The sequence below is a fragment of the Thioalkalivibrio sulfidiphilus HL-EbGr7 genome (genome assembly GCF_000021985.1).
Taxonomy (GTDB): domain Bacteria; phylum Pseudomonadota; class Gammaproteobacteria; order Ectothiorhodospirales; family Ectothiorhodospiraceae; genus Thioalkalivibrio_A; species Thioalkalivibrio_A sulfidiphilus.
The window spans coordinates 2,412,247-2,430,994 of the sequence record NC_011901.1 but is presented as its reverse complement, the minus strand read 5'-3'; the positions used below and the strand labels follow the sequence as shown (position 1 = coordinate 2,430,994).

General features: G+C 66.2%; 14 protein-coding genes. 11 read left to right on the top strand and 3 right to left on the bottom strand.

The annotated features are described in order from the left end of the window. The first annotated feature begins 3 nt into the window (after nucleotides 1-3). Together rplQ and TGR7_RS11505 are read left to right on the top strand one after the other, a co-directional pair. The gene (gene rplQ, locus TGR7_RS11510; RefSeq protein ID WP_012638854.1) at nucleotides 4-408 is read left to right on the top strand and encodes a 50S ribosomal protein L17; all 405 of its coding nucleotides are present in this window, start codon (nucleotides 4-6) and stop codon (nucleotides 406-408) included. Between the two features lie 132 nt (nucleotides 409-540). Then, nucleotides 541-1,269, top strand: a complete 729-nt coding sequence (locus tag TGR7_RS11505; protein WP_012638853.1) for an SAM hydrolase/SAM-dependent halogenase family protein — start codon at nucleotides 541-543, stop codon at nucleotides 1,267-1,269. Between the two features lie 117 nt (nucleotides 1,270-1,386). Here TGR7_RS11505 and TGR7_RS11500 read toward each other — a convergent pair whose 3' ends face one another. After that, on the bottom strand, nucleotides 1,387-2,025 hold the full coding sequence (locus TGR7_RS11500; RefSeq protein ID WP_222702406.1) for a PEP-CTERM sorting domain-containing protein: 639 nt from the start codon (nucleotides 2,023-2,025) through the stop codon (nucleotides 1,387-1,389). 425 nt (nucleotides 2,026-2,450) lie between these two features. Further along, a complete protein-coding gene (gene uvrA, locus TGR7_RS11495; RefSeq protein ID WP_012638851.1) occupies nucleotides 2,451-5,300 on the bottom strand; it encodes an excinuclease ABC subunit UvrA in 2,850 nt (949 codons plus the stop codon). 1,035 nt (nucleotides 5,301-6,335) lie between these two features. Between uvrA and TGR7_RS11485 the strand changes: the two genes are divergently transcribed. From TGR7_RS11485 to lnt, 7 genes are all read left to right on the top strand, one after another. Next, nucleotides 6,336-7,712, top strand: a complete 1,377-nt coding sequence (locus TGR7_RS11485) for an MFS transporter (RefSeq protein ID WP_012638850.1) — start codon at nucleotides 6,336-6,338, stop codon at nucleotides 7,710-7,712. 89 nt (nucleotides 7,713-7,801) lie between these two features. Further along, on the top strand, nucleotides 7,802-8,269 hold the full coding sequence (ssb, locus tag TGR7_RS11480) for a single-stranded DNA-binding protein (protein ID WP_012638849.1): 468 nt from the start codon (nucleotides 7,802-7,804) through the stop codon (nucleotides 8,267-8,269). Between the two features lie 116 nt (nucleotides 8,270-8,385). After that, nucleotides 8,386-9,747 (top strand): tRNA (N6-isopentenyl adenosine(37)-C2)-methylthiotransferase MiaB, encoded by a 1,362-nt coding sequence (gene miaB, locus TGR7_RS11475; RefSeq protein WP_012638848.1) that lies wholly within the window; start codon nucleotides 8,386-8,388, stop codon nucleotides 9,745-9,747. Between the two features lie 99 nt (nucleotides 9,748-9,846). Further along, nucleotides 9,847-10,851: a PhoH family protein gene (locus TGR7_RS11470; protein ID WP_012638847.1), complete on the top strand. Its 1,005-nt coding sequence runs from the start codon at nucleotides 9,847-9,849 to the stop codon at nucleotides 10,849-10,851. A gap of 8 nt (nucleotides 10,852-10,859) precedes the next feature. Beyond that, a complete protein-coding gene (ybeY, locus tag TGR7_RS11465; protein WP_012638846.1) occupies nucleotides 10,860-11,309 on the top strand; it encodes an rRNA maturation RNase YbeY in 450 nt (149 codons plus the stop codon). Nucleotides 11,310-11,438: 129 nt separating this feature from the next. Then, nucleotides 11,439-12,308, top strand: a complete 870-nt coding sequence (locus TGR7_RS11460; RefSeq protein WP_012638845.1) for a CorC family transporter — start codon at nucleotides 11,439-11,441, stop codon at nucleotides 12,306-12,308. A 183-nt stretch (nucleotides 12,309-12,491) separates the two neighbouring features. Beyond that, entirely contained in the window at nucleotides 12,492-14,027 is a 1,536-nt protein-coding gene (lnt, locus tag TGR7_RS11455; RefSeq protein WP_245522978.1) for an apolipoprotein N-acyltransferase, read from the top strand. A 40-nt stretch (nucleotides 14,028-14,067) separates the two neighbouring features. Here lnt and TGR7_RS11450 read toward each other — a convergent pair whose 3' ends face one another. Continuing rightward, complete coding sequence (locus TGR7_RS11450; protein ID WP_012638843.1) at nucleotides 14,068-15,906, bottom strand: methyl-accepting chemotaxis protein; 1,839 nt, start codon at nucleotides 15,904-15,906, stop codon at nucleotides 14,068-14,070. Between the two features lie 268 nt (nucleotides 15,907-16,174). On the opposite strand from TGR7_RS11450, the gene TGR7_RS11445 reads away from it, so the two are divergent. Together TGR7_RS11445 and TGR7_RS11440 are read left to right on the top strand one after the other, a co-directional pair. Next, nucleotides 16,175-17,221, top strand: coding sequence for an AAA family ATPase (locus tag TGR7_RS11445; RefSeq protein WP_012638842.1), 1,047 nt, complete (start codon nucleotides 16,175-16,177; stop codon nucleotides 17,219-17,221). A 125-nt stretch (nucleotides 17,222-17,346) separates the two neighbouring features. Then, nucleotides 17,347-18,630, top strand: coding sequence for a vWA domain-containing protein (locus tag TGR7_RS11440; RefSeq protein ID WP_012638841.1), 1,284 nt, complete (start codon nucleotides 17,347-17,349; stop codon nucleotides 18,628-18,630). Nucleotides 18,631-18,748: the final 118 nt, after the last annotated feature.

Sequence of the window (18,748 nt, the reverse complement as noted above, 5' to 3'; positions counted from 1 at the left end):
CCCATGCGCCATCGTAATAGTGGGCGGCAGCTGAGCCGCAACAGTGCTCACCGCAAGGCGACGCTCCAGAACATGACCGCCTCCCTGTTCCGTCACGAGGTGATCAAGACCACCCTGCCCAAGGCCAAGGAACTGCGCCGCGTGGCCGAGCCCCTGATCACCCTGGCCAAGGTGGACAACGTGCACAAGCGCCGCGTCGCCTTCGCCCGTCTGCGTGACAAGGAAATGGTCGGCAAGCTGTTCCAGGAACTGGGTCCCCGCTACCAGACCCGTCCTGGCGGCTACATGCGCATCCTGAAGTGCGGCAACCGTCCTGGTGATAATGCCCCCATGGCCTTTGTCGAGCTGGTGGATCGTCCCGAGCTCACCGAGGAAGCCCCTGCCGTGGAGTCCGCCAAGGAGGAGTGATCTTCCCGGGCGCGACAGCCAGACACAAGAAAGCCGGCCATTAGCCGGCTTTTTTGTGCACAAGCGTCAAGCAGGCGTGCATGTCCTATGCTTTCCCTTGCCACTTGCCACTTGCCACTTGCCACTTGCCCCATGTTCGTCCTGTTCACCGACTTCGGCATTGCCGGGCCTTACCTTGGCCAGGTCCGCGCCGTGCTCCAGGCTGCTTATCCTGCGCGTCCTGTCGTGGACGCCTGCGCTGATGCGCCCGCTTTCGACGCCCGGGCCTCGGCCTACCTGCTCGCCTCCCTGGTGTCCTTCTATCCCACCGACAGCATCTGGCTTGCCGTGGTGGATCCCGGAGTGGGCACCGAGCGTGACGGCCTGATCCTTGAGGCCGACGGTCGCTGGTTCGTAGGGCCCGACAATGGCCTTCTCAGTCGGGTTGCCAACAATGCCCGGGAGGTGCGCCTGTGGCGCATCCAGTGGCGTCCTGAATGGCTCTCATCGAGCTTCCATGGCAGGGACTGGTTCGCGCCCGTGGCGGCCGGGCTGGCGCAGGGCAGGCTGCCCGAATGCATTGCCATGGACCCTGCCGGGATGCAGGGGTATGGCTGGGTGCGTGATCTTGCCGAGGTCATCTACGTGGATCACTACGGCAACATCATGACCGGCCTGCGGGCCGAACAGCTGGACAAGAATACGCTGCTGCGGGTGGGATCTCAGCGCGTCGCCAATGCGAGGACCTTCGGTGCAGTCCCAGCGGGGGCGGCCTTCTGGTACGAGAACGCCTTCGGGCTGGTGGAGATCGCGGTCAACCAGGGCCGTGCCGATCTGCAGCTGAGTGTCGGCGTGGGTGACGAGGTGCGGTGTGTGGCATGACCCGGGCTGGAGTTGCCTGAGTGTCTGGTAGCTTACTGCCGCCGGGCAGGGGATAAAAAGAACACGGGGCCCGAAGGCCCCGTGCGGGTACAGCTGCTGATGGGTCAGATGATCAGATCAGTTGTTTCGGCGGCGGCGGGCTGCCATGGTCATGGCCAGGAGACCGATACCAAGCAGGGCCAGCGGGCCAGGCTCGGGTACACCGACGGGCTTACCACCATAGATGGAAACATGAGAGATCGCACCTCGGGTCTCCTCCCAGAACCCGAGCAGGCTGATAGTCTCCATACCATCCCAGTCCCCGACCTCGAACGCGTAGAAGTAGTAGTTGGGGTTGGTGTTTCCATCCTTGACCACCAGGTAACACTCAGGACAGGAGATAAGATCCGGGCCTTCCCATCTGATGTAGGCGTTGTAGGGATCGCCCGCTTCTGGGAAGAAGGTTGTGGTGTAGGAGGAGGCGAGTTCGCCACTATCGCTACCACCGAAGTCGGAGCGGTACAGCAGACTAAGGCTGCTACCGTCCTCCAGACCGAACACATCGGCAATGCACCCGGCCTGAGCGGCCTCCCCGGCACACTGCCCCGACGGGTGATAATAGCGTTCTATCATGTCATCGGGTGTGAGCTCAAAGGACTGTGCATTACCACTAAATGCAAGCAGCACCAGCATCACAAGAGAGAGCGTCCAGTTACGTGTGCACATTGTCGTACTTCCTTCGTCAATTTGCTGTTGTGATGAGGGTTTGGTCTTCAAGCCCTCCGTTTCGGCTCAGATGTTGCTCTGACATCTGTGCCACCCTCCCTGCTGTGTCTGGTCTGGATCTGTCCGTGATTCAGGGCTGAGAGGTCAGCTGAGTCCAGTTGTCTTTCATAACGCACTAGCCGTGCCAGATCTAAAAATACCAGTAAAAACAATAGGATATGTGGTCTGACTTCAGCGATGCTCACCATAGTGGGTGAGAAGTGTTAATCGGCCCGACAATGTGATGGGGTTCACATCTTGTGGCCTGTGTGAAATCCCTCTCTAGCACACATCCCGCATCCTTGGCTGTCGCCGGGTCTTCTTCTAATGCATTGAAAAACAGGGCTTAATGGGCGTGTGGTGTTGGGCGTTGGCCGTGCGAGCCCGTGAACTGCGTGTTTGGTGTTGTGTAAAGGAAGTCGACACTCGCGGGTGTTTCATCCGGTAGCCGCTGTGTCGGGGCAGCGGCCCAGCAGGGGAGCGAGGAAGCGCCCCGTATGCGAGTCTGGGTGTGCGGCCAGGTCTTCCGGCGTCCCCACAGCGATGATCTGGCCCCCGCCGGAGCCGCCTTCGGGTCCCAGGTCGATGAGCCAGTCGGCGGTCTTGATCACGTCCAGGTTGTGCTCGATGACCACCACGGTGTTGCCGTGGTCGCGCAGGCGGTGCAGCACCTCCAGCAGCTGTTCCACGTCGTGGAAGTGCAGGCCGGTAGTGGGTTCGTCCAGGATGTAGAGGGTGCGGCCGGTCTCGCGCTTGGAGAGCTCCCGGGCGAGCTTGACCCGCTGGGCTTCGCCGCCGGAGAGCGTTGTGGCGTTCTGGCCCAGCTGGATGTAGGAGAGGCCCACGTCCATGAGGGTTTCGAGCTTGCGGCGGATCACCGGCACTGCATGGAAGAACTCCAGGGCGTCCTCCACGGTCAGGTCAAGCACCTCGTGGATGGTCTTGCCCTTGTAGCGGATCTCCAGGGTCTCACGGTTGTAGCGCTTGCCCTTGCAGACGTCGCAGGGCACGTACACGTCCGGCAGGAAGTGCATCTCCACCTTGATCACCCCGTCTCCCTGGCAGGCCTCGCAGCGTCCGCCCTTGACGTTGAAGGAGAAACGTCCCGGGTTGTAGCCCCGGGAACGGGCCTCGGGTGTGGAGGAGAACAGGTCCCGGATGGGAGTGAACAGGCCCGTGTAGGTGGCCGGGTTGGAGCGGGGGGTGCGGCCGATGGGGCTCTGGTCGATGTCCACCACCTTGTCGAACTGCTCCAGACCCTCCACGGCGTCGCAGGGGGCGGGTTCCTCGCCGGCGCGATTGATGTGCCGCGCCATGATCCGGTACAGGGTGTCGTTGACCAGGGTGGACTTGCCGGAGCCGGACACGCCGGTGACGCAGGTGAGCAGGCCCACGGGGAAGCTCGCATCCACGCCTTTCAGGTTGTTGCCCCGGGCGCCGCGCAGGGTGAGCACCCGCTCCGTGTCGTAGGGCACGCGGGTCTCGGGCACGCGGATGGCGCGTCGCCCGGAGAGGTACTGGCCGGTGAGGGATTCCGGGTGGGTCTCCACCTCGTGGGGGCTGCCCTGGGCCACCACCCGGCCACCGTGCACGCCGGCGCCGGGACCCATGTCCACCACGTGGTCGGCGCGGCGGATGGCGTCCTCGTCGTGTTCCACCACCACCACCGTGTTGCCGAGATCCCGCAGGTAGGTCAGGGTGTTGAGCAGGCGCTCGTTGTCCCGCTGGTGCAGGCCGATGGAGGGCTCGTCCAGGATGTACATGACCCCCACCAGGCCCGCGCCGATCTGGGAGGCCAGGCGGATGCGCTGGGCCTCGCCGCCGGAGAGGGTGTCGGCGCTGCGGTCCAGGGTCAGGTAGTCCAGGCCCACGTTGACCAGGAAATCCAGGCGCGCGGCGATCTCGCGCACGATCTTCTCCGTCACCTGGCCCTTGGCGCCGGGCAGGCGCAGGGACTGGAACAGGGCCTGGGCCTCGCCGATGGGCAGGTGCGTGGTCCGGGGCAGGGTGTGCTCGCCCACGAACACGTGCCGGGCGGTGCGGTTCAGGCGCGTGCCCTCGCAGTCCGGGCAGGCGTGGGTGGAGAGGTACTTGGACAGCTCCTCGCGCACCGTGGCCGAGTCGGTCTCCCGGTAGCGGCGTTCCAGGTTCGGCAGGATGCCCTCGAAGGGATGGCTGCGCCGGGTGGTGTGGCCGCGTTCGTTGATGTAGCGGAATTCGATGGCTTCCTCGCCGCTGCCGTGCAGGATCACCTGGCGGTGTTTTTCGTCCAGGTCGCCGAACGGGGCCTCGATGTCGAAGCCGTAGTGTTCGGCGAGCGACTGGATCATCTGGAAGTAATAGGCATTGCGCCGGTCCCAGCCGCGCACCGCGCCGCCGGCGAGACTCAGCCCCGGGTTGGTGACCACCCGCTCCGGATCGAAGAACTGCTTCACCCCCAGCCCGTCGCAGGCGGGACAGGCCCCGGCCGGGTTATTGAAGGAGAACATGCGCGGTTCCAGGGACTGGATGGAGTAGCCGCACACGGGGCAGGCGAAGCGGGCGGAGAAGGTCAGGGGGGCGCGCTCCGGCTCGTCCATCCAGGCCACCAGCACCAGGCCGTCGGACAGGTGGATGGCCGTCTCGATGGATTCCGCCAGGCGCACGCGCACGTCGTCGCGCACCTTGAAGCGGTCCACCACCACCTCGATGCGGTGCTTGCGCCTGGCATCCAGGTCCGGCGCCGCGTCCAGCTCCACCAGTTCCCCGTCGATGCGTGCGCGGATGTAGCCCTGGGCGCGCAGGTTCTCGATCACCTGGTGGTGTTCCCCCTTGCGGTCCTGGATCACCGGCGCCAGCAGCATCAGCTTGCTGCCCTCCGGCAGGGCCAGGATCTGGTCCACCATCTGGCTCACGGTCTGGGCCTCCAGGGTCTCGCTGTGGTCCGGGCAGCGGGGTGTGCCGGCGCGGGCGAACAGGAGGCGCAGGTAGTCGTAGATCTCGGTGATGGTGCCGACGGTGGAGCGGGGGTTGTGGGAGGTGGTCTTCTGCTCGATGGAGATGGCCGGCGAGAGCCCCTCGATGTGGTCCACGTCGGGTTTTTCCATCACCGACAGGAACTGCCGCGCATAGGCGGACAGGGATTCCACGTAGCGGCGCTGACCCTCGGCGAACAGGGTGTCGAAGGCCAGCGAGGACTTGCCCGAGCCGGACACGCCGGTGATCACGATCAGGCGGTCCCGGGGCAGGTCCAGGTCCACGTTCTGCAGGTTGTGGGTGCGGGCGCCGCGGATGAGGATCTTGTCCATGGGGTGTCGGGTCTGGCAGCCGTTGGGGCGTGGGATAGGGGAGTCGCGCAAACGTGTTAGCTTAACACTGCGGGGTGGGGTGGGGCTAAGGTGAGGGGTGATGTGTTTTTTGGGGATTCAAGGGCCTCAAAGTCAAAGGCTTCCGATCCCCGCTTTTCGCGGGGCTCGGGTTACTTTCTTTGCTTGTCCAAAGAAAGTAACCAAAGAAAGGACACCCGACTTTCTCGCCCCTGCGGGGTGCCCTGCGCGCGGGGGTGTTCCGGGGAGGTCGGCTGACAGGCCGTCCATGGCCTGGCAGCCGACGCGCCGCATCCTTGCGGCGCCCCTGCGGGCTTTAACCCCGGAACACCCCCGTGCTCGGCGAGAAAAACGGGGAGGGACGTCAAAGGCAGCAACCCCCACAAGGTGTGTTGTATTGCCTGGTTTTGTAGGAGCCCCGACCCCGGGGCGAATTTCCTACCATTCGCCCCGGGGTCGGGGCTCCTACAATGAAAACCCAAAGCAGATCGAAGCGGTTTTGACCTGCCTCCCCCCCTTATGCCGCACCGAGTAGCGCAGGCTTCGAGGGAAAAAGCCCGAAGGGGCGCCGCAGGGACGCGGCGCGTCGCCTGCCAGGCCATGGACGGCCTGTCAGGCGACCCCCTCGAAGCCGAGCAACGCAGGGCACCCGCGAACAGCGGGTGCGGCATCAGGGTGTCCTTCTTTTGGTTACTTTTCTTGGACAAGCAAGACAAAATCGCCGGGAGCGATTTTGCGCGCAAGCCCAAAGGGGTGAGGCGCAGGGATGCGCCGAACAAAAGTAACCCGAGCCCCGTGCAACGGGGATCGGAAGCCTTTGACCTTATCTTCGCTTAATCCTCAAACCCCAGCCGTCAGCAATCTACACCGATACCCCTCTGACGCCCGGCCCCCAAAAACGACTCCTCCCAGCCCCGACAAACCTCCCCCAGCCCCCCAGTCTGCTAAGATACCCGCCCTGTCCGGGCCCCCTCAGGCCCGGCGTAGACCCAGAATCCAAGGACCACCCAAGACCCCATGCAATCAGGCTATTCCGATTCCCTGAGCCCCGCCGAGCTGCGCGCCTCCGGCGCCCTGGCCAGTATCTACGCGGTGCGCATGCTGGGGCTGTTCATGATCCTGCCGGTGTTTGCCCTGTACGCCGAGGGGCTGGCCCATGTGACCCCCTTCCTGGTGGGGCTGGCCATCGGCATCTACGGCCTCACCCAGGCCCTGCTGCAGATCCCGCTGGGAGTGCTTTCTGACCGCGTCGGGCGCAAGCCGGTGATGGTGGCCGGCCTGCTGGTGTTCGCGGCGGGCAGTGTGCTGGCGGCGGTGTCCGATTCCATCTACGGGGTGATCGCCGGGCGGGCCCTGCAGGGGGCCGGGGCCATCGCGGCGGTGGTGCTGGCCCTGGCGGCGGATCTCACCCGGGAGGAGCATCGCACCAAGGTCATGGCCATCATCGGGCTGACCATCGGCGTGTCCTTCTCCGTGGCCCTGGTGGCAGGACCGGTGCTGGACCGCTGGGTGGGGGTGTCGGGGATCTTCTGGCTCACGGCCCTGCTGGCCATCGTGGCCATCGGCATCACCCTGCTGCTGATCCCCACGCCGGTGACGGCCAGGGTGCACCGGGATGCCCAGGCGGTGCCGGGCTCCTTCGGCGATGTGCTGCGCGACCCCCAGCTGCTGCGCCTGGACGCGGGCATCTTCGTGCTGCACATGGTGCTGACCGCCAACTTCGTGGTGCTGCCCCTGTTGCTGCGCGACAGCCTGGGGCTGGACTCGGCCCAGCACTGGTGGATCTATCTGCCGGTGCTGCTGGCGGGGTTCTTCGCCATGGTGCCGTTCATCATCTACGCGGAGAAACACCGGCGCATGAAACCGGTGTTCGTGGGCGCCATCGCCGTGCTGGGCGTGGCCCAGCTGGCCCTGGCGGGCAACGGCGGCTCCATGGTCTGGCTGGTGGTGGCCCTGTTCGTGTTCTTCGCCGCCTTCAACCTGCTGGAGGCGAGCCTGCCGTCCCTGATCGCCAAGATGGCCCCCCCGGACCGCAAGGGCACCGCCATGGGGGTCTATTCCAGCACCCAGTTCCTGGGCATCTTCGTGGGCGGGGCCGTGGGCGGCCTGCTGCATGCCCGGTACGGGGTGCAGGGGGTGTTCCTGCTGGGCGCCCTGGGGACCCTGATCTGGCTGGGGCTGGCCATGAGCATGCGCCGGCCCCGGTATCTGTCTAGCTACGTGCTCAACGTGGGCACCCTGGCGGAGAAGGAGGCCGAGAGCCTGGCCATGAAGCTCACCGCCGTGCGCGGGGTGGCCGAGGCGGTGGTGATCGGGGAGGAGGGCATGGCCTACCTCAAGGTGGAGCGCCACGCCCTGGACGAGGCGGCCCTGCGCCGGTTTGCCGTGGCCTGAGGGCGGGGCGGCCTGATACAATCCCCCTTTGGTTTCTGGTTCACGCGGGCAGGGAGCCGGCACGACACCCAAGCACAGGAGCGAAGCGCATGGCACGAGGCGTCAACAAGGTCATTCTGGTGGGCAATCTGGGCAACGACCCGGAGGTCAAGTACATGCCGAGCGGCAACGCCGTGGCCAACGTGAGCCTGGCGACCACCGAGAGCTGGAAGGACAAGAACAGCGGCGAGCGCCAGGAGAAGACCGAGTGGCACCGGGTCACCTTCTACGGCAAGCTGGCCGAGATCGCCGGCGAGTACCTGAAGAAGGGTTCCCAGATCTACGTGGAAGGCCGCCTGCAGACCCGCAAGTGGCAGGGTCAGGACGGCCAGGACCGCTACACCACCGAGATCATCGCCAGCGACATGCAGATGCTCGGCGGGCGTGGCGGCAGCGGCGGCACCGGCGGCTTCGACGATGCGCCCAGCCAGTCCCGCCAGGGTGGTGGTGGTGGCCGTCAGGAGGCCCCGGCCCGTTCCTCCATGTCCGACGATTTCGACGACGAGATTCCGTTCTAAAAAACCTGTAATGGGTCCGCAAATGAACGCGAATGGACGCGAAAGAGAGCGCTGGTCTTATTCGCGTTGATTTTGCGTTCATTCGCGGACTCATGCTTTTTGGTCATTCAGCACACATGAGCAGCAAGGTATACATCCAGACCCACGGTTGTCAGATGAACGAGTACGACTCCGGCAAGATGCTGGACGTGCTGCGTGAGTCCGAGGGCATGGTGCTGACCGATGACCCGGAGCAGGCGGATGTGCTGCTGCTCAACACCTGCTCCATCCGCGAAAAGGCCCAGGAGAAGGTGTTCTCCCTGCTGGGCCGCTGGCGTGCCCTGAAAGAGGCCCGCCCGGGGGTGGTGATCGGCGTGGGCGGCTGCGTGGCCAGCCAGGAAGGCGAGGCCCTGCGCGAACGGGCGCCCTTCGTGGACGTGGTGTTCGGCCCCCAGACCCTGCACCGGTTGCCGGAGATGGTGCGTTCGGCGCGCCTCAAGGGCCTGCCGGTGGTGGACATCTCCTTCCCGGAGATCGAGAAGTTCGACCGCCTGCCCGAGCCCCGGGCCGAGGGCCCCTCGGCCTTCGTGTCCATCATGGAAGGCTGCTCCAAGTACTGCACCTTCTGCGTGGTGCCCTACACCCGGGGCGAGGAGATCAGCCGGCCCTTCGACGACGTGCTCGCCGAGGTGGCCCAGCTGGCCGCCCAGGGGGTGCGCGAGATCAACCTGCTGGGGCAGAACGTCAACGCCTACCGGGGCCCCATGCACGACGGCGAGATCGCCGACCTGGCCCTGCTGATCCACTACGTGGCGGCGGTGGACGGCATCGAGCGCATCCGCTTTACCACCTCCCACCCGGTGGAGTTCTCCGACAGCCTGATCCGGGCCTTCGCCGAGGTGCCGGAGCTGGTGAGCCACGTGCACCTGCCGGTGCAGAGCGGTTCCGACCGCATCCTGGCCGCCATGAAGCGCGGCCACACGGCGCTGGAATACAAGTCCAAGATCCGCCGCCTGCGGGAGGCCCGTCCGGACATCTCCCTGTCCTCGGACTTCATCGTCGGCTTCCCCGGCGAGACCGATGCCGATTTCGAGGCCACCATGGAACTGATCGAGCAGGTGGGCTTCGACCAGTCCTTCAGCTTCATCTACAGCCGCCGCCCCGGCACGCCCGCATCCTCCCTGCCGGACGACGTGCCCCTGGAGGTGAAGAAGGCACGCCTGGCGCGTCTTCAGGCGCGCATCAACGAGATGGCCCAGGCCATCAGCCAGTCCATGGTGGGCAGCCGTCAGCGCATCCTGGTGGAAGGTCCGTCGAAGAAGGACCCCGCCCAGATGGCCGGACGCACCGCCAACAACCGAGTGGTCAATTTCGACGGCGCAGCGGAACTGGCGGGCCGGTTCGTGGACGTGCACATCACGCAGGCGCTGGCCAATTCCCTGAGGGGGCGGCTTGACGCCGAATTCAATATTCAAGATTCAATATTCAAAGTGGGTTGAAGGGGTAGATTTTTCCTTTGAATCTTGAATGTTGAATCTTGAATCGCCTTGCGTTCTATAATCCTTCCATAGTCCTCAATTCCCGGTAATCCTGGCCTCTTGAATCCTTCCCCCGACCCTGCCCCTGCCGATCTGCCCGTCACCCTGGAAATCGTCCTGGAGCCGGCGGACAACCTGCGGCTCGCCAACCTGTGCGGCCAGTTCGACGAGCACCTGCGTCTGCTGGAGCAGCGCCTGGGTGTGGAGATCAACAGCCGCGGCAACCACTTCAACGTGATCGGCGATCCCCGCCCCGCCCAGGCGGCGGCGGAGCTGCTCAAGGACCTGTACCGGGACACCGCCCGCGAGACCCTGTCGCCCCAGCGGGTGCACCTGCACCTGCAGGAGTCCGGCGTGGACCGGCTGCTGGAGCGGGCCGAGGCGCAGGCGCCGGAAGACATGGCCCTGCATCTGCGCAAGGGCATCATCCGTGGCCGGGGCACGAACCAGATGCGCTACCTCAGGCACATCCGCAGCCATGACCTCAACTTCGGCATCGGCCCCGCCGGCACCGGCAAGACCTACCTGGCTGTGGCCGCCGCTGTGGAGGCCCTGGAGACCGACCGGGTGCGACGCCTGGTGCTGGTGCGCCCGGCGGTGGAGGCGGGCGAGCGTCTGGGCTTCCTGCCCGGGGATCTCGCCCAGAAGATCGATCCCTACCTGCGCCCCATGTACGACGCCCTCTACGAGATGCTGGGCTTCGACACCGTGGCCAAGCTCATGGAGCGCAACGTCATCGAGGTGGCGCCGCTCGCCTACATGCGCGGGCGTACCCTGAACGATGCCTTCGTGATCCTGGACGAGGCCCAGAACACCACCACCGAGCAGATGAAGATGTTCCTCACCCGCATCGGTTTCGGCTCCACGGCGGTGGTCAACGGCGACGTCACCCAGACGGACCTGCCGCATCATCGCCAGTCCGGCCTGCGCCACGTGATCGAGGTGCTCAAGGACGTGAATGGCGTGAGCTTTACGTTCTTCACTTCCCGGGACGTGGTGCGTCATCCGCTTGTGCAGCGGATCATCGAGGCCTACGAGAAAGACGAGAAGAAGGGCGGGGACTGAGCAACGCCATGGCGCTGCACACCGAGATCCAGCTGGCCAGCGAGGCCGCGGACATCCCTGTCGAGGCGTCCCTGGAACGCTGGGCCGCCGCCGCCTGGCAGGGCGATGAGGACGAGGCCTCGGTGGTGATCCGCGTGGTGGACGAGGCCGAGAGTGCCGAACTCAACGGCACCTACCGTCACAAGCAGGGCCCGACCAATGTGCTGTCCTTTCCCTTCGAGGCGCCGCCGGAGTTCGCCGAGGGCCACCTGGGCGATCTGGTGATCTGCGCCCCGGTGGTGCTGCGCGAGGCCGCCGAGCAGGGCAAGACCGCCGAGGCCCACTGGGCCCACATGGTGATCCACGGCATGCTGCATCTGCAGGGCCACGACCACATCGAAGACGCCGAGGCGGCCCGCATGGAGGCCCTCGAAAAAGAGATACTGTCCGGGCTCGGTTATGAAAATCCCTATGAATAAAGGACTAGAGACAAGATGCAAGATACAAGAGGCAAGAAAAGGCCCTGGGGTCGACGCTGAGGCCGTCGAAGCCACGCGTCCCCGATCTTGCCTCTTGTCTCTTGTCTCTTGTATCTAACGCTTTCTTTTATGAACGACAAATCAAGAAACGCACCGCCCCTGAGGAACTGGCTGGAACGCCTGAGTCTTGCCTTCACCGGTGAGCCCCGCGACCGGGCGCAGCTCATCGACCTGCTGCGCAGCGCGCACCAGCGGGAGATCCTGGATCCGGATGCCCTGGGCATGATCGAGGGCGTGCTGCAGGTGGCCGAGATGCAGGTGCGCGACATCATGGTGCCCCGGGCGCAGATGGACGTGGTGCGCGGCGACGGACAGCTGATGGATATCCTGCCGGTGATCACCGAGTCGGCCCATTCCCGTTTTCCGGTGGTGGGCGACAGCCGCGACGAGGTGCTGGGCATCCTGCTGGCCAAGGACCTGCTGCGCTATTTCGTGGACGGCAACACCGAAGACTTCGACATGCGCGACGTGCTGCGCCCGGCGGTGTTCGTGCCGGAGAGCAAGCGTCTGAACGTGCTGCTCAAGGAGTTCCGCAACAGCCGCAACCACATGGCCATCGTGGTGGACGAGTACGGCGGCGTGGCGGGGCTGGTGACCATCGAGGACGTGCTGGAGCAGATCGTCGGCGAGATCGACGACGAGCACGACATCGAGGACTACCTCACCCACATCATGCGTCACCCCAGCGGCCGCTACACGGTCAAGGCGCTCACCCCCATCGACGAGTTCAACCAGTACTTCTCCACCGACTACAGCGAGGAGGAGTTCGACACCATCGGCGGCCTGGTGGTCAACCGCTTCGGCCACGTGCCCAAGCGCGGCGACGAACTGGTGTTCGACCGCTTCCAGGTGCGCGTCCTGCGCGCTGACAATCGTCGCGTGCACCTGCTGGAGATGCGGCTGCGGGAGGATGTGGAGCCGACGGTGGACGGGGAGTAAAGGCCCTCGACGCAAAGACGCGAAGACGCAAAGGAACGCGAAGGTTTTGCTGATGCTTTGTTCCGGGTTTTCATAAGTATCAATTGAGCTTTTTTGCGTTCTTGGCGCCTTCGCGTCTTTGCGTTCAGGGCTTTTATCCTGCCTTCACGCCCATCCGGTACACTACCGGCCGAATCCGAACCCGTGCCTGATCCGATGAACCCGGTCATCTCCTTCCTCGAGGCCCGTCCCTGTCTCGGCCATCTCCTGGCCCTGATCGCTGGCGTGTCGCTGAGCCTGGCCTTCGCCCCCTATGAACTGCGCGTGTTCGCCGTGCTGGCGCCGGCGGCGCTGTTCCTGCTGTGGTGGGACCAGGCGCCGGGCCGGGCCGCGTGGCGGGGCTACCTGTTCGGTCTGGGGATGTTCGGCGCGGGGGTCTCGTGGATCTATTACAGCCTGCACCTGTTCGGTTCCGCCATCGCGCCCCTGGCGGCCCTGATCACCGCCCTGTTCGTGGCGGTGCTGGCCCTGTATCCGGCGCTGCTCGGCTACCTGCTGGCCCGCTTCGCCCCGCGCCTGCCGGTTGCGGCCCTGGTGCTGTGTTTCCCGGCCGCCTGGGTGCTGTGGGAATGGTGGCGGGGCTGGTTCCTCACCGGCTTCCCCTGGCTGCTGCTGGGCACCGCCCAGGTGGATACGGCCCTGGCCGGCTACGTGCCGGTGGTGGGGGCCTACGGCGCGAGCCTGGTGGTGGCGCTCATGGCCGGGCTGCTGGCCTTTGTCCTGGTGCGCTGGTCACCCCGGGCCCTGGGCGTGGGCGCTGCCGCCGTGTTGTGCCTGTGGCTCGCGGGTCTGGGGCTGTCCCGGATGGACTGGACCCGGCCCGAGGGGGAGGCGCTGTCGGTGCATCTCATCCAGGGCAACGTGGCCCAGGAAGAGAAGTGGGGGCCCGACAGCATCGATGAGGCCCTGGCGCTCTACGGCGGGCTCACCCGAAAGGTCCTGGTCGAGGCCGAAGCGGTGGACATCGTGCTGTGGCCCGAGACCGCCATCCCTGCCTTCTATCACGAGATCCATGAACCCCTCATGGAACTGGCCGATGCGGTGGAGGCCCGGGGCGGGGCGCTGATCACCGGCATTTTCGTCTACGACTTCGAGACCGGCGCCATGTACAACAGCATCGTGCATGCCACCGCGGAACCCGCTGCCTACCACAAGCGCCACCTGGTGCCCTTCGGCGAATACCTGCCCCTGAGGGGCCTGCTCATGTGGCTGGATGACTGGCTGGAGATCCCCATGTCGGATCTCTCCAAGGGCGGCTGGCGTCCGCTCATGTACGTGGGCGATCTGCCCGTGGGCATGTCCGTGTGCTACGAGGATGCCTTCGGCGGGCAGGTGATCGATGCCCTGCCCGAGGCGAAGTTGCTGATCAACGTGAGCAACGATGCCTGGTTCGGCGATTCCATCGCCCCCCACCAGCACCTGGAGATCGCGCGTATGCGTTCGCTCGAGACCGGGCGCGACATGCTGCGCGCCACCAACACCGGCGTGTCCGCCGTGATCGGTCACCGCGGCGAGCTGATCGCCACCTCGCCCCAGTTCGAGGTGGACGTGCTCACGGCCCACGCCCAGCCGCGCACCGGGCGCACGCCCTTTGCCCTGTGGGGCAACAGCGTGGCGGTGTGGCTCAGCCTGGTCCTGCTGGCCGCGGGCAGCCTGGGACGCCGCTGGCTGCGGGCCTGACCGGCCTTGTGGCCGGGGGTTGTCAGGGCGCGCTGGCAGCTCAGGCGGACAGTCGCCGCGGATCGGCATCCTCCGCCGTCCTGGGCTCGATGCCGAGTCTCTGGCAATGGTCCAGGTAGCGCTCCCGCAACTCCGTCTCCCCCGGCAGGTCGCCGGGTTCCTGCCGATAGCTCTGGGTGCCATCGAGCAGCTGGCCCTGCCAGCGCTGTTCGATGGCGCGGCGTTCCGGGCTGCCCCGGAACTCGCCGATGAAACGGTTCAGCGCCGCCAGCAGGTGGTAGCCGGAGGGTTCTGCCGACACCCCAGCAGCGTAGTACCAGGGCGAGGCGCTGATGGGGGCGGGGAGCAGTTCGATCTGTCCGCGCCAGGGGCTGTCCTCGCCGTAACAGGCCCACCAGTAGATGGGCCGGTCCACCGCGAAGGCGTCCACCAGGCCATCCGCCAGGCAGTCGTGGATGCGCCCCTGGTCGGAGTAGGCCACCAGGTTGGCCAGACGCACCCGGCCTCCTGGCTGGTCCTGGTTGGCCGGCCAGCGCAGGCCCGCGCCCGCCAGGGTGTCGAAGGCGGCCGGGTCGTTGATGCAGCCCAGCACCCGTCCCTCCAGGTCGGCGATGCCGCTGATGCGGGTATCCCCCTTGCGCCGGGCCAGGGCATAGGGCAGGTAGGTATAGGATTCCGAGAAGGCCACGTCACGGTAGCTGGCATTGGGGGGCAGGGCACTCCACACCAGATCCGCCTCCGGTTCTCCCGGGGCACGGCCAGCGGCCAGCAGTTCGGTGCACTGGTCCCAGGGGCACTCCAGGAACTGGCACTCCACGCCGAGCCAGCGGGCGAAGGCCCGGGCGTAGTCCGCATCCAGGCCCTGCAGGGGATCGCCGGGACGGCGCCTGAAGGACAGGCCCTTGAAGTCCGGCTCGATGGCCACCCGGAGCACGCCGCGCCGGCGGATCTCGGCCAGGCGGTCGAAGTCCGGCGCGCGCAGCAGATCCCGGTCCTGCAGCAGGCGGGTGAGGGCCGGCTCGCCGCCCTGTTCCAGCGCGGTTGTACCCTCGGCGAGCAGCGACCGGCTCCAGCGGGTCTTGCCCGCGACCCGCTCCACCGCCGACTGGCTCTGGCCCAGCACCTCGAAGATCACCTTGTTGTTGTCCCGCACCGATTCCAGGTGCGCGTGCATGTGCTGGAAATTGCCCAGCTGCCGGCGGGTGGATGCCGAGGTGCTGTCGGCCAGCGCGCCCAGGGTGTCTCCCGTGTCCTGCTGGAAGCGTTCGAGGGCCTCGTGCAGGTCGCCGAAATCCAGCTGTTCCTTGATGCGTTGGGCATGGCTGCGGGTCGATCCCGCCAGCTCCCGGATACGCTCTGCCACCACGCCGAAGGTGGCCCCGTGGCGCTCCGCGTGGGCGGCCTCGATGGCCGCGTTGATGGCCAGCAGGTTGAGCTCGTTGGCGATGCCCTCGATGAGGGAGACGATCTGCGTGGTTTCGGCCAGGCGGCGGGTGAGTTCCCCGTCGATGCGGGCCAGGCCTTCACCGATGTGGCGCTGGGTGTCCTGCACGCCGGTGGCGATCTCGCCCTCCAGGGCCTCCGCCGAGTGCAGGCTTTGCTGCATCTGGGTTTCCGCCGCATCCAGGGCGATCTTCAGCGTGCTGGAGCGCTGGTCCATCTCGTCCATGCGCTGGGCCAGGCTGGCACTGCCTTGCTCCGCGTGTTCCAGCAGGCGTCGGGCCAGGGCCATGAGTTGCACGGCGGATGGCACGGGCAGGGGTTCGGCGCTGGTCGAAGCGCTGTCGACGGGGACCGGGTCGGCGGGCGGTGCTTCGCTGCCGGCGGTGTCGGGATTGAAGGCGCCAAGCAGGGTCAACGAGCGTAGGAGTTGGAGCATGGGGCATCCCTGTTGTGGTTGTGTGTCGCACCAATACCCACAGCAAGATGCGGGCTGGATGAGCGGCGCGATTTCCGGTACGAACGGCACATTGCCGGACCGCCGTGCACGAAACCGGGCGGCAGTGCCCCATCCCTGCGCGGCCCTGGTGCAGGGACCCCGTCTATCCCGAATGGGTAGTGCGACCCTCTCCCATGTGGTTTTGCGGCGGGCGCTGCTCCTCCGGTAGTCTCATCGGTTTGATCAAGTTTTTTGCCTGAGGAGCGCCATGCGACCTGCGCTGTTGCTGCAAGTGCTGGACCGGGAGTTTCAGAGCACCCGTTCGGGGCATCACACCCCCGTGATGCTCTGGGGCCCGCCGGGGGTGGGCAAGTCCCAGATGATCACTGAGGTGGCGAACCGCCACGGCGTGCCGCTGATCGACATCCGCCTGTCCCAGATGGAGCCCTCGGACCTGCGCGGCATCCCCTTCAAGCACGGCGACCGGGTGGAGTGGGCCATCCCCTCCATGTTGCCTGATGCCGAGCGGCACGGGCCCGAGGGCGTCCTGTTCCTGGACGAGATCACCTCGGCGCCGCCCAGTGTCTCGGCCGCCGCCTACCAGCTGATCCTGGACCGACGCCTGGGCAACTACCAGGTGCCCGAGGGCTGGGCGATCTTCGCCGCCGGCAACCGCCAGGGCGACCGGGGCGTGACCTACACCATGCCCGCGCCGCTCGCCAACCGATTCTCCCACTTCGAGGTGGACCTGAACGTGGACGACTGGGCCGCCTGGGCCTACGGTGCCGGTATCGACGATCGCATCATCGCCTTCATCCGTTTCCGCCCGGACCTGCTGTTCGATTTCGACCCGGCCCATAACCCCGTGGCCTTCCCCTCGCCCCGTTCCTGGGAGTTCGCCCACCGGGCCCTGCAGAAGTTCGAGGGCCAGCCGGAGCTGCTCTCCGGCGCGCTGCAGGCCTGTGTCGGCCAGGCCGCCGGCATCGAACTGGCCGCCTTCCTCGCCCACCTGGAGGATCTGCCGGATCTGGACGCCATCATCGGCGGCGAGCGCCTGCCGGCGCCCCGGGAGATCGACCTGCAGTACGCCGTGGCCGCCGCCCTGGTGGGGCGCGCCATCCGTGCCCGGGAGGCGGAGGAGGCACCGGTGGTCTGGGGCAACATCCTCAACTACGCCGGCGTGTTCCCGCAGCGGGAGATGGGCGTGATGATGATCATGGACATGCACCGTGCCCTGGGCGAGCCGCTGTTCGCGGTGCCGGAGTTCGGCCGCTGGGCCACCGAGGTGGCGGACCTGATGCTCTACGAGAGCTAGCCCGCATATCTCACCGGTCGGACACCGGCTGGCGCACAACAGGTCGATACATATGTGGAATACGTTGAAATGGTCGTCAATCTCAGCATGACAGACTGTTCCCGCCGGAGTCCGACCGGTGAGATATGCGGGCCAGCCTTCTCGTGAGCCGGCCGGACGTCGAAACCAAGCTGGGCGCGGCGCGCACGCGCCTGATCCTGGACAAGCCGTTTCTCGGCGCCCTGGTCCTGCGCCTGCCGCTTGAGCCCGCCGGAGACTGGTGCAGGACCACCGCCACGGACGCGCGCAAGCTCTATTACAACGCCGAGTACATCGACAAGCTCAACTTGGCCGAGGTGCAGTACATGCTGGCCCACGAGGCCCTGCACTGTGCACTGGGGCACTTCGCCCGTCGCGGCCACCGGGTCAAGCACCTCTGGGACATCGCCTGCGACTACGCCATCAATCCCATCCTCATCAACGACGGCCTCACGCCGCCTCCGGGCATGCTGTATGAACGCAGCTACGAGGGCATGTCCGCCGAGGAGATTTACCCCTTCATCCAGGACAACGAGAACGACTCGACCCTGGACCAGCACGTCTACGACCAGCCCGAGGAGCAGCGCAGCGGCAAGGGCAAGCAGCCGCCGCCGGAGTCCGGGGAGGACATGGGCAAGCGCCGCGACGAGAACCCGCAGCAGGATCCCGGCGAGGGGCAGAACGAAGCCGAGAGTCCCGAACGGGAGACCGACGAGCACCAGGGCGGTGACCAGCCGCCCCCGCCGCTCGGCCACCAGGAGCGGGAGGAACTGGCGGTGCAGTGGCGCCAGCGTCTGGCCGGCGCCGCCCAGCAGGCCATGCAGGCGGGCAAGCTCAGCGGCGACATGGCGCGCCTGGTGGATCACCTGCTGCAACCCCAGCTGCCCTGGCGCATGCTGCTGGCCCGCTACATGAGCGCCCAGGCCCGGGACGACTACAGCTACAGCCGTCCCTCGTCCAGGCGCGGCGAGCCCGCCATCCTGCCGAACCTCAGGAGCCACAACCTGGACGTGGTGGTGGTGCTGGACACCAGTGGTTCCGTGTCTGCGAAGGAGATGACCGACTTCATCACCGAGGTGGACGCCATCAAGGGCCAGATCCGCGCCCGGGTCACCCTGCACGCCTGTGATCACCAGATGAATGCCGATGGCCCCTGGGTGTTCGAGCCCTGGGAGACCCTGCGCCTGCCCGAGTCCTTCCAGGGCGGCGGCGGCACCGACTTCCGGCCCGTATTCGACTGGATCGCGGGCCTCGACCGCCAGCCGGACCTGCTGGTGTACTTCACCGACGCCCAGGGGGATTTCCCCCCGCTGCCGCCCCACTATCCCGTGGTGTGGCTGGTCAAGGGCAAGACGCCGGTGCCCTGGGGGCAGCGCGTTCAGTTGAACTGAACGCGAGTGGCTAGTTTCAAGTGGCTAGTGGCAAGGGACACCCATATCAAACCTCACCACGATTTAAGGCAGGGTGTTATGTCTGGTTTTGCTCCCTCTCCCTCAGGGAGAGGGCTGG

Coding starts and splice junctions, on each gene's coding strand:
- ssb (WP_012638849.1), top strand. CDS start 7,802: ATGGCACGAGGCGTCAACAAGGTCATTCTGGTGGGCAATCTGGGCAAC.
- TGR7_RS11440 (WP_012638841.1), top strand. CDS start 17,347: ATGCGGGCCAGCCTTCTCGTGAGCCGGCCGGACGTCGAAACCAAGCTG.
- rplQ (WP_012638854.1), top strand. CDS start 4: ATGCGCCATCGTAATAGTGGGCGGCAGCTGAGCCGCAACAGTGCTCAC.
- miaB (WP_012638848.1), top strand. CDS start 8,386: ATGAGCAGCAAGGTATACATCCAGACCCACGGTTGTCAGATGAACGAG.
- TGR7_RS11460 (WP_012638845.1), top strand. CDS start 11,439: ATGAACGACAAATCAAGAAACGCACCGCCCCTGAGGAACTGGCTGGAA.
- TGR7_RS11450 (WP_012638843.1), bottom strand. CDS start 15,906: ATGCTCCAACTCCTACGCTCGTTGACCCTGCTTGGCGCCTTCAATCCC.
- TGR7_RS11505 (WP_012638853.1), top strand. CDS start 541: ATGTTCGTCCTGTTCACCGACTTCGGCATTGCCGGGCCTTACCTTGGC.
- uvrA (WP_012638851.1), bottom strand. CDS start 5,300: ATGGACAAGATCCTCATCCGCGGCGCCCGCACCCACAACCTGCAGAAC.
- TGR7_RS11445 (WP_012638842.1), top strand. CDS start 16,175: ATGCGACCTGCGCTGTTGCTGCAAGTGCTGGACCGGGAGTTTCAGAGC.
- ybeY (WP_012638846.1), top strand. CDS start 10,860: ATGGCGCTGCACACCGAGATCCAGCTGGCCAGCGAGGCCGCGGACATC.
- TGR7_RS11485 (WP_012638850.1), top strand. CDS start 6,336: ATGCAATCAGGCTATTCCGATTCCCTGAGCCCCGCCGAGCTGCGCGCC.